Genomic DNA, 10,089 nt, shown 5'->3' with positions numbered 1-10,089 from the left:
CCCCCGCCCCCGCCGCGACTCGTTCCTCGTCCGCGGCCGCGGCCACACCGGAGGGAACCCCGTCGGCCACGGTCCCCGAAGCGACCCTGGGCAGGGGCGGCACAGAACGGTGCAGGGTCAGGTCGATGAGCGTGCCCTCGCCGCCGTGGATCCGGTAGCGACCGTGCAGTTGGGCGACCACGTCGGTGAGGTCCTCGTCGTCCCGGCGTACCCGCATGGCGCGGGCCAGGGCCCGGGTGCGCCACAGCCGCACCCCCGCGTCCCGGGTGGGCGAGGAGGCCTGGAAGAGTTCGGTGAGCCCGGACCGCGAGCGTTCGGCGGCTGCCAGTAACCGTGACAGGGCGAGCTCGCCCAGCCCCCAGGCCACCGGCAATTGCAACAGGAACGGCGAGGGGAAGCCGGTGCGCGGAGCCGCGGAGGCGAAGGAGATACGGGGTTCACGCAGGTAGTTGGCCTGGACCAGGCGCAGATCCAGACCCTCGTGTTCGAGGGCGGAACCCCGCACCCCCTCCCAGTCGGCGACCAGGGTGACCGCGAGGTCGGTCTCGGTGCCGGCGAGGAGCCGGTCCACACAACCGCGCACCAGGTCGTAGGGGGCTCCGGACACGTCGACCACCGCGTGCACGAGCGGGATCCGGCGGCGTTCGGAGGGCACCCGTTCGCGGTAGGCGTGGGGGTGCGGCATGAGCTCGGCGAGGACCTCGGTGCGAAAGCGTTCGGAGGGCAGGCGGGTGCGGGCGGTCACGGCGGGACCGACGTGCCAGGCGGTGGCGGCGGGTTCGGGGACCATGACGGCTCCGGCCTGCCACAGGCGGTAGCCGAACTCGGTGTCCTGCCCGAGGTCCAGATCGGGGTCGACGCCGCCGGCGGCCTCGTAGAGACTGCGGCGGACCGCCGAGGCGGCACCGACGTGGGCGTGGAAGCCGAGGTGGTCGGCCTCGCGCAGGAGGTCGCTGTGGTCGAGGAGGTGCTCGACCCATGCGTGGCGGCGGTCATCGGTGAGGATACGCTCCGGTCCGCCGGAGCGCAGAGCGGTCAGCAGCGCGCCGACGTTCTCGGGCTCGGTGTCGCTGAACCGGACCCGGCCGAGGCTGACGCATTCGGCGTGCACGTGGAGCCACCGCGCCTGGGCCTCGATGAACTCGCGGCAGGCGACCATGTCGGCGTCCATCCACACGAGGATGTCTCCGGTGCTGGCGTGCGCCCCGTAGGCACGGGCGAACCCGGCACCCCATCCGTGGTCGGGTGCGGAGACGATCCGGCACCTGCGGGGCCGCTGGTCGGGCAGGCGCAGCGGTGGAGAGGAGTGGTCGTCGACGACCACCACCTCGAGGAGGTGGTCGGGGTAGGTCTGGACCGACAGCGAGGCCAGGGCGAGGTCGAGACGGCCCTGGTCACCGCGGGCGGGAATGACGACGCTGACACCGAGTTCCGGTGTCCAGCGCCCGGCGGTGGGGGGTGTCAGCGCGCTCCAGTCGTTGCGAAAGACACGAGCGGCGACCCGTTCCACCCGGCCGCGGTGCGATACCCCGTCGACATGAGACCCTACGTGCTTATTCAGTGACACAGAGTCACTATAGCGGTGTATCCGCACACAGCGTGAGCATCACGCTCACCCACTGTGTCAGATTCTCACCGTTTCCTCCGTCGACCGCGAAGGATTCCGCCGGACCTCAGCCGCGGGACTCGGTCCGCAGCATCTTGATTCCAAGGAAGACCACACCCACGACCAGGCCGATCATCACCAGCCACACCAGGAGTCCCACCAGCACCGAGAGCACCCAGAACACGGCGATGACGGCCGCGACACCCGCGGCGATCTTGAGAAGAAGTCGTCCCATGCGGGGAAGAATACGCGGCCCTCCGACCCGGGAACACCCCCGTCCACCTAGGTGATGCCCCGGGATCACCCCTGAGTCACCACGAACGGGGTTGTGCACACAGGGTCATCACCCTACGTTGCCGTCCATATGGACAGCTGGCAATCCAAATGGACAAGACGGTCCCGCCGACCGCACCGGAGGATGGCTGCCGCCCGACCCGCGCCCCGCGGACTCCACCGGGCGTCTGCACCATCTCGACCACCTCGAACTGCTGTCGATCGGGCTGCTGGTGCTGTTCCGGCAGTGGACCGATCGGCCCGTGCGGTGGACGGCCGCAGCCGCGGCGTCGGTGTTCACGGTCTACGTGATCCACGTGCCCGTGGTGGTCGCGCTGCAGTACGCGGCCGGCGCCCTGACCCTGACCCCGCTCGCGGCGTTCGGTCTGGTGGCGGTGGCCGCCGTGGTGGGGAGCCTGGTCCCGGCCCGCCTGATGGGCCGCACGCCGGTGCTGCGTCGCCTGTGGTGAGCGCGCCGATAGGGTGAGCGACCATGACGACGGGCAACGAAGCCGACCTCACGGCGCGGGCGCGGATCCGCTTGGCCGCCCTCGGGCTCTTCGCCCGGCAGGGTTTCGCCGGGACCTCGCTCCGGGCCATCGCCGCCGAGGCGGGGGTCTCCCACGCCCTGGTCCGCCACCACTACGGTTCCAAGGAGGGGCTGCGGGCCGCGGTGGACGAGGACGTCCTGGACACCTTCGACACCGCCCTCGACGGCATGGGGGTGCAGGAGGCCGGGACTCTCGCCGAGCTCGGCGCGGCCAGTGCGCATCTCTTCGGGTCCGATCAGGTCCGACGCGAGTACCTGAGGCGCTCGCTCCTGGAGGGCGGCGAGATCAGCGCGCGCCTGTTCGCCCGCCTCCTGGAGGGCGCCAGGGACCGGCTCGTCGCCCTCGGCGGCGAGGTCGAGGGCCCGGCCGGCCGGTGGGCCCCGTACCAGGTGTTGTTCCTCATCCTGGGGCCCCTGGTCCTCGAACCGGTGATGGCGCCGGGGCTCCCCGCGCCGGTCTTCGACCCCGAGGTGGTGGCCGAGCGCAGCCGGGCCCACCAGGAGCTGATCGCCCGAGGTCTGCTCGGCGCACCGCGGACCGAATGACACGACGAGGGGCGGGTCGGTCGCGCGAGGCGACCGGCCCGCCCCTCACTGTGGAGCGCGTGCCCGGGGTGGGCGTCGCCCGGGCACCACGGGTGGGCGCGGCCGAGGCCGCGACGCGGTGGGGTGGCCGGGGTTTCAGTCTCTACCCGGGGCGGACGGCACCGGTGAACACGCTGTCCCAGTAGGAGGCCAGGTCGATCTCCTCCAGTGGTTTGGAGGGGTTGGAGCCGTGGATCATCTTCCCGTTGCCGGAGTAGATGCCCACGTGGCTCGGGGCGGAGGCGCTGTAGAAGAACAGCAGGTCTCCGGGCTGAAGCTGGTCGCGGGAGACGGACGTGCCCGCGTTCACCTGGTCGTAGGTGGTACGCGGCAGGCTCACCCCGGCCTGGGCCCAGGCGGCCTGGGTCAGTCCGGAGCAGTCGTAGCCGTCGGGTCCGGTTCCGCCCCAGACATAGGGCTTGCCGATCTGCGCGCGGGCGAAGTCCAGCACGGCCTGGACGTCGCCGGACACGGCCGCCGTACCGCCGCTCGCTCCGGTGTCGGCCGTGGAGGTCTCGGCGACGGTCGGGTCGACCCCGCCCAGTTCCTCCAGCACCGCGGCCTGTTCGTCCAGGGCGCTCTCGCCCTGCGTCATGGCATCGTCGGCCGCGGTGAGGGACTCGGCCGCGGCCTCCTCGGTGGACTGGGCCGCGTTGTACAGCTCCTCGGCGTGGTCGACGTCGGACACGTAGTCGGACAGCATCTCCTGCTGGCCGCTGGAGATGAAGTCGAGGTCGGCGATGTTCTGCAGCGCGGAGTCGGCGTCGCCGCCGAAGAAGATGTCGAAGCTGCTCTGCGAGGCTCCGGTGTAGGCGCTCTGCGCGATGGTGGAGATACGGCCGGAGCGCTCGTCGAGCGCGTCCTGGGCCTCGTCGAGCTGTTCCTGTAGCTCGTCCAACCGGGCCTCGGCCGTGGCGTGGTCCTCTTGGGCCGTGTTGTAGGCCTCGTTGAGGACCGACAGCTCCTCCTGCAGCTCCTCGTAGCGTTCCCGGGCCTCCGACTCGGTCGGCTCGGCCAGGGCCACGCCGCTGGACAGCACGACGGCGCCGAGGGCGACGCAGCCGACCGTCGAGAAGCGGCGGGTGGAATCGGGGTTGCGAGTCAAAGCACCGACTGCCTTTCTCCCACACCCGTTTACCGACACGCGGGCATCCCGAAGGCACGCCGGAGGTCGGCGTGGGATGCGCGTGAGGGGGATCCGACGAGCGGCGAAGACGGACCGCGAGGGGTCGCCGGGCGTCGTGACGGCCTCTGCTCCTGGGAAAAGGGCGGCTGTTGAGCGAGCTGAGCAGAGTGCAACGGCAGGCCGGAACATGGTCGCCCTGGTGGCGACGAATCGGGACGAACCGGCCTGAGGGAACACTAATTCATCCCCAGAGCGGACGCGACCCTTTCGTGACCTTCCCTTGGGCAACCCCACTGACCTGCGAAGGAACCCGAGGCAGGCGGGAATGCCGCAGCAGGCGCGTATGAGGGCCTTTTCTTCCCGTGCGGTGGACGTCAAAACCGGACCAAGCCCGGAGTTGACCGTGATGCGACTCACATCCCACACGGGAAGGGGTCGAACACGCGTGCGTGTTCGACCCCTCTCGGCGGCGCGGTCCCGACCTACAGGTGGCGCTGCCACCAGTCGAGGACCGCCGCGAAACGCGCCACCCGGTGGCTGGGCAGGCCCGAACGCGACATCTCGTGCCCCTCCCCCGGGAAGAGCAGCATCTCGACCTCGTGTCCGCGCAGTCGAAGCGAGACGAACAGGCGCTGGGCCTGCTCCAGGGGGCAGCGCCAGTCCTGCTCGGAGTGGATGATCAGGAACGGCGCGTCGATCCGGTCGGCGTACGTGAGCGGGCTCTGCTCCGCCCACTGCTCAGCGGGACCGTACAGGGGCGTGGGAAAGTACGACCCGATGTCGGAGGCACCCTGGAAACTGTCGATGGCGTTGACGGCGCGCTCGCTGATCGCCGCCCGGAACCGCTCACCGTGGTGCGCCGCCATCCAGGTGGTCATGAACCCACCGTGCGAACCACCGTGCACCCCGACCCGGGACCCGTCCAGACGGTCGTCCTCCAGCGCCGCGTCCAGGAAGGCCAGCAGATCGGCGGCGGAGACCGGGCCCACCGCGCCGATGACGGCGCGGCCGTGCTCCTGGCCGTACCCGGAGGAGCCCCGCGGGTTGCAGTAGACCACCGCGTAGCCGGCCTCGGTGTACACCTGCGTCTCGTCGAACAGCTGCCAGCCGTACTGAGCGTAGGGGCCACCGTGGATCATGAGGATCACCGGGTGGGGCCCCTCGCCCCGGGGCATGGACACCCAGCCGTGCACCGGATGCCCGTCGGTGGCGTGCGCGGTCAGCTCCGTGACCGGCCAGGGTTCCCCACCGGTGAAGAACGAGGTCAGCGCGCGGTGCCCGGTCTCGTCGACCAGGTACAACTCACCGCTGTCGTGTTCGCCGGCGCTCACCGCGACGGTGACCCCGCCCGCGTGGTCGTACCCCTGCACCATGACGCGCCCGCCCATCAGCGTGGTGCGCTCCCCTTCGGGGGTGACCCGGTACAACTCGACGGCGCCGCGGTTCTCCCCCGCCACCAACACGCCCCGTTCGGTGACCAGCGTGTTCGGACCGATCATGCGCGGGTCCTCGGTCCCGGTGAGTCGCCGGGGCGCCTCGGAACCGTCCAAGGGCACCGACCACAGGCCGCTGCCCCGCCCCACGAAGTCCTGCCCTCGCGGACCCAACTCGTCGGCGATGAAGAACACGGTGGAACCGTCCTCGGACAGGCGCGCCGCCCGTGCCCCGAGGTCGCCCCGGGTGACCCTGCGGGGCTCGGCCCCGTCCTCGGGGACACAGGCCCACAGGTCCTGATAGAGGTCGCGGTCGCGCCCGTCGTGCAGGGCGGCGGCGAAGACCAGTTCGGTGCCGTCGGGCGTCCAGACCGGGACTCCGTGGTCGGCGTCGACACCGGTCACCCGGACCGGTGCGCCCACCTCACCGGCGGTCCCGATCAGGGCGCTGACGAAGATGTGCTGCGGCCGGTCGGAGTGGAAGCCGAGGTCGTCGACCCGGTACTTGAAGGTGGTGATCCGCCGTGGCGGCTCCTTGTCCGGGGTGCGGTCGACGTAGCGACCCTCCTCGGGGACGCGGGCCGTGTAGGCCAGCCGGGTGGAGTCGGGGCTCCACGAGAACGCCCCCGCGCCGAGCGGGTGGTCGGTGATCTTCCATCCCTCGCCGCCGTCGGCGGGCAGGACGTGGATCTGCGCTCTCTTGTCGTCGTCCGGGCGCAGGAAGGCGATCCAGCGGCCGTCCGGGGAGTACGTCGGCGCGCGGTCACGATCGCCGTGGGTGAGCCGCCGTGGCTCCTCGGCGCCGTCGGTGGCCACACTCCACAGCGAACCGAGGTAGGCGTCCTCCTCGAGTTCCGGGCGGACCAGCGCAAAGACGGCTCGCGAACCGTCGGGCGCCAGAGTCGGTGCGCTGATGCTGTGCAGGTGGGCGATGTCAGCGGGTTTCATACACGAGTGGCGGGCGCGGGGGTGCCGCCCGCCGTCTCCTTCCCTTGGGGTACGGGGATCGCATCGGCAGGGTCGGCCCCCGGTCAGGGGGACGTTCCCTGGGGACCCTATCCGCGCGCGTACCGGAAAAGCCATGCTGGTCCGGCATCGCGCGCGGTTTCCGTGCGCGCACCGGACCGGGTCAGCGGCGGCGGTCGGTCTCCAGGCGTGTACAGACCCACCGGTGCTCCTCGCGCCGCAGCCGGAAGGCGAACACCCGGGCCCGGCTGCCGCAGTCGATCACGGCGCTGGCCTCCATCCCGTCCGGGCCCAGGTTCTGGTGGAAGACGCGTGTCAGGCGCGGGGCCATCGCGCAGACCATGCTGCCCCGCAGTCGGCGCAGCTCCTCGCGCACGGGCACGGTCAGGTGGGCGCGCAGCACCTCGGGGGCCCGCCGACCCACCAACACCTCGGCCATCTGCTGGGCCAGTCGCCGGACGTCCTCGGGGGTGCGGTGTCCATCGAGCAGCAGCGCACCGCAGCGGCCCCGCGACATCCGCCTCAGGGGCGTCCGGCCCGGGGTACGGACAGGGATCGGGCGCGCACGCCCGGCGTCGCAGACGGACCGGTGGCAACGGCGGGGTTCGAAGGCGTGCTTCATGAACAGTTCCCCTCTTTCGGGAGACGACATCCCTACACCCCTTCAAGGAGCGGCCCGACCCACCCCCGTGCCACCCGGCATTCCAGGTTTTCTGATCCGAACACGGCGCGATCGTGACGGGCGCCCCCGGCAGGGCAACCGGCATACTGGCTCCTGTGACACACGCGTACCTTTCCTCCCCCGTACCCGTGGCCCTCGCTCACCGCGGCGGGTGGCTCACCGACGACCAGGGCGTGCGCCGCACCGAGTTGGAGAACACGGCCGTCGCCTTCCAGCACGCCGTCGACCTCGGTTACACGTACCTGGAGACGGACGTGCACGCCACCGCCGACGGCGTGCTCATGGCCTTCCACGACCACACGCTGGACCGGGCCACCGACAGCACCGGTGCCATCGCCTCCCTGCCGCACAGAGAGGTCGCCCGTGCCCGCGTGGCCGGCAAGGAGCCCGTCCCCCTACTGGAGGACCTGCTCGGTGCCTGGCCCGAGGCGCGGTTCAACATCGACCTGAAGTCGGACGGCGCCGTCCTTCCCCTGAGGGAGGCACTGCGCCGCACCGACGCCTGGGACCGGGTGTGCGTCGGTTCCTTCGACCAGAACCGTCTGGACCGGGCCCGACGCCTGTACGGTCCGCGCGTGGCCACCTCCTGCGGTCCGCTGGACGTGGCCCGCCTCCGTCTGGCCTCCCTGTCGATGTTCCTGCGCCCCTTCGCCGGCCGCACTCCGGTGTGCGCGCAGATCCCCCTGAGTCACGGCGGTTTCCCGTTGCTGAGTCGGGACGTGATCCACACCGCGCACCGGCTCGGTATGCAGGTGCACGTGTGGACCATCAACGCACCCGAGGTGATGGAACGCCTGCTCGACGCCGGTGTGGACGGGATCGTCACCGACAACACCCGCGCCCTGCGCGACCTGCTCATCCGCCGTGGCCGCTGGGACCGGGACGCACGACCCACCTCGAAGAACGGATAGCCCCATGTCCACCGCTCCCGACCGGGTCGAGGGGCAGGGCCCCTCACCCGACCCCGTGCAGCGCAGGCGCGAACAGCGCGGCTGGTACATGTACGACTGGGCCAACTCGGTGTTCATCACCTCGGTGGTCACCGTGCTCATCGGCCCCTACCTGAGCGACCTGGCCTGCGCCTCCGCCGGTGCCGCCGACGCCGAGGCCTGCCGGGACTCCTCGCTCACCCTCACCCCCCTGGGCCTGGACGTCCTCGGCATCCACCCCAACGCGCTCTACCCGGCGCTGACCACCGTGGCGATCCTGCTGCAGATCCTCCTGCTGCCGCTGGTGGGCGCCATGGCCGACCAGACCCGGTACAAGAAGAGCTGGCTCCTGTGGCTGGCCATGGCCGGGTCGGTCTGCACCACGGGCCTGTACTTCGCCACCGACGGCTACCTGCTCGCCTCGGTGCTGTTCCTCGGCGCCAACCTGTTCTTCGGGTTGTCCATCGTCGTCTACAACGCCTTCCTGCCGGAGATCTCCACACCCGACGAACGCGACCGGGTGTCCGCCTTCGGCTGGGGTGTGGGGTATCTGGGCGGGGCGCTCCTGCTCGTGGTGCACCTGGTCCTGGTGCTGACCGCCGACGACGTCGGTCTGGCGGCGCGTATCGCCTTCGTCTCGGTCGGCATCTGGTGGGCCGGGTTCACCATCGTGGCGATCAGGCCACTGCGCAACCGTTACGGCGCGCTGGCCGCGCGCGGCGAAGGTCGGCCCAAGGTCGGCGCGTCGCTGCGCCAGTTCGGCCGGACCCTGCGTGACATGCGCAGATATCCGAACACGATGCTGTTCCTCGTGGCCTTCATCTTCTTCAACGACGGTGTGCAGGCCGCGATCCGGTACGCCGCGCCGTTCGCCACGCAGGATCTCGGCCTCAGTCAGGACGTGCTCATCACCACGATCCTCATCATCCAGTTCGTGGCCTTCGCCGGGGCGTTCGTCACCGCGGGGATCGCCGACCGGATCGGCCCGAAGAAGACCGTCCTGGGCAGCCTGGTGATCTGGTGCCTGCTGGTGGGTGCGGGCTACGCGTTGCCCGCGGGCAACGTGCCCCTGTTCATCGCGCTCGGCGTGGGCATCGGTCTGGTGCTGGGCTGCACCCAGTCCCTGGCACGGTCGATGTTCTCCCAGCTCATCCCTCAGGGGCGAGAGGCGGAGTACTTCAGCCTCTTCCAGATCTCCGACAAGGGGTCCACGTTCCTGGGCTCCCTGGTGGTGACCATCGCGGTGAGCATGACCGGCGGCTACCGGGTGGCGATCCTGTCGTTGCTCGCCTTCTTCGTGCTCGGCGGGGTCCTGCTGTGGCGGGTCCGCATGCGCGAGGGCATCCTGGCCGTCGGCAACACGGTGCCGGCCAGGCTCTGAGCGGGTCTCCCCGCCCGGTCACGGAACGTCGTCGGCCCCGGTCATACTGGGGGCCGGCGACGTGGCACGTGAACGCGAGGGGGTGCGGGTGCGGGTTCTGCACGGTGTGTGGTCCAGGGACACCTTGATGGTGTGGGCCGAGGGTGCGACGGTGGCCGGACGCGACGCCGGTGCGCACCCGTTCGCCGAGGACGTGTCCGGTCTGCGTGCTTCGGTGGCCGAGATCGGGGTCGAGGCCGTGTCCGCGGATCCGGTCGAGCTCACCCTGACCCTGCCGGAGGCGGACGGGGTCCCCCTGCGCTCGCACACCGAACCCCCCGGCGGCCCCGGATCCACGGTGGGGCCCGGGGATGCGGGAACGCCCGCTCCTCTCGCCGGTGGTCCGGCGGACACGACCGGTCCGCCCCCCGGTGACGAGGGCACACGGACCCGCGCCACCGGTTTCGGGACCTGGCGGGTTCCGGCACTCGCCCTGTCCGCCGCGGAGGCCGACCTCCTGCTCGCGGCCCTGGACGAGCCCGACACCTCCGATGCGGCGGGCGGCACGGGATCGGGGGG

At 71.1% G+C, this 10,089-nt stretch carries 9 protein-coding genes and 1 pseudogene; 5 read left to right on the top strand and 5 right to left on the bottom strand.

Annotated elements, in window-relative coordinates:
* A partial coding sequence (locus DSY14_RS24735) for a glycosyltransferase family 2 protein (protein ID WP_211719024.1) occupies positions 1-1,510 on the bottom strand: 1,510 nt, incomplete at its 3' end.
* 163 nt (positions 1,511-1,673) lie between these two features.
* Positions 1,674-1,841 carry a hypothetical protein gene (locus DSY14_RS24730; RefSeq protein WP_211719023.1) on the bottom strand — a complete coding sequence of 56 codons (168 nt, stop codon included), beginning with the start codon at positions 1,839-1,841 and terminating at the stop codon, positions 1,674-1,676.
* 118 nt (positions 1,842-1,959) lie between these two features.
* Between DSY14_RS24730 and DSY14_RS24725 the strand changes: the two genes are divergently transcribed.
* On the top strand, positions 1,960-2,349 hold the full coding sequence (locus tag DSY14_RS24725) for a hypothetical protein (protein ID WP_211719022.1): 390 nt from the start codon (positions 1,960-1,962) through the stop codon (positions 2,347-2,349).
* 23 nt (positions 2,350-2,372) lie between these two features.
* Positions 2,373-2,975, top strand: coding sequence for a TetR/AcrR family transcriptional regulator (locus tag DSY14_RS24720; RefSeq protein WP_211719021.1), 603 nt, complete (start codon positions 2,373-2,375; stop codon positions 2,973-2,975).
* 142 nt (positions 2,976-3,117) lie between these two features.
* On the opposite strand, the gene DSY14_RS24715 is transcribed toward DSY14_RS24720, so the two are convergent.
* From DSY14_RS24715 to DSY14_RS24705, 3 genes are all read right to left on the bottom strand, one after another.
* The gene (locus DSY14_RS24715; protein WP_211719020.1) at positions 3,118-4,119 is read right to left on the bottom strand and encodes a C40 family peptidase; all 1,002 of its coding nucleotides are present in this window, start codon (positions 4,117-4,119) and stop codon (positions 3,118-3,120) included.
* Positions 4,120-4,622: 503 nt separating this feature from the next.
* Entirely contained in the window at positions 4,623-6,521 is a 1,899-nt protein-coding gene (locus tag DSY14_RS24710) for a S9 family peptidase (protein WP_211719019.1), read from the bottom strand.
* A gap of 181 nt (positions 6,522-6,702) precedes the next feature.
* A complete protein-coding gene (locus tag DSY14_RS24705; RefSeq protein ID WP_249188411.1) occupies positions 6,703-7,056 on the bottom strand; it encodes an Rv3235 family protein in 354 nt (117 codons plus the stop codon).
* A 260-nt stretch (positions 7,057-7,316) separates the two neighbouring features.
* On the opposite strand from DSY14_RS24705, the gene DSY14_RS24700 reads away from it, so the two are divergent.
* The 3 genes and pseudogenes from DSY14_RS24700 to DSY14_RS24690 form a co-directional block, all read left to right on the top strand.
* The gene (locus DSY14_RS24700) at positions 7,317-8,132 is read left to right on the top strand and encodes a glycerophosphodiester phosphodiesterase (RefSeq protein ID WP_211719017.1); all 816 of its coding nucleotides are present in this window, start codon (positions 7,317-7,319) and stop codon (positions 8,130-8,132) included.
* 4 nt (positions 8,133-8,136) lie between these two features.
* The gene (locus DSY14_RS24695) at positions 8,137-9,531 is read left to right on the top strand and encodes an MFS transporter (protein WP_211719016.1); all 1,395 of its coding nucleotides are present in this window, start codon (positions 8,137-8,139) and stop codon (positions 9,529-9,531) included.
* A 61-nt stretch (positions 9,532-9,592) separates the two neighbouring features.
* A pseudogene (locus DSY14_RS24690) lies at positions 9,593-10,089 on the top strand (hypothetical protein); the annotation flags it as partial.

This window comes from Nocardiopsis sp. MG754419 (genome assembly GCF_018207095.1).
GTDB lineage: Bacteria > Actinomycetota > Actinomycetes > Streptosporangiales > Streptosporangiaceae > Nocardiopsis.
Note: the sequence above shows the minus strand (reverse complement) of the source record. Positions and strands in the feature narration are given on the sequence as shown.

What these genes read in the sequence shown, in the direction of transcription:
- DSY14_RS24710 (WP_211719019.1), bottom strand. Translation starts at nt 6,521, where the DNA reads ATGAAACCCGCTGACATCGCCCACCTGCACAGCATCAGCGCACCGACT.
- DSY14_RS24695 (WP_211719016.1), top strand. Translation starts at nt 8,137, where the DNA reads ATGTCCACCGCTCCCGACCGGGTCGAGGGGCAGGGCCCCTCACCCGAC.
- DSY14_RS24705 (WP_249188411.1), bottom strand. Translation starts at nt 7,056, where the DNA reads ATGTCGCGGGGCCGCTGCGGTGCGCTGCTGCTCGATGGACACCGCACC.
- DSY14_RS24720 (WP_211719021.1), top strand. Translation starts at nt 2,373, where the DNA reads ATGACGACGGGCAACGAAGCCGACCTCACGGCGCGGGCGCGGATCCGC.
- DSY14_RS24730 (WP_211719023.1), bottom strand. Translation starts at nt 1,841, where the DNA reads ATGGGACGACTTCTTCTCAAGATCGCCGCGGGTGTCGCGGCCGTCATC.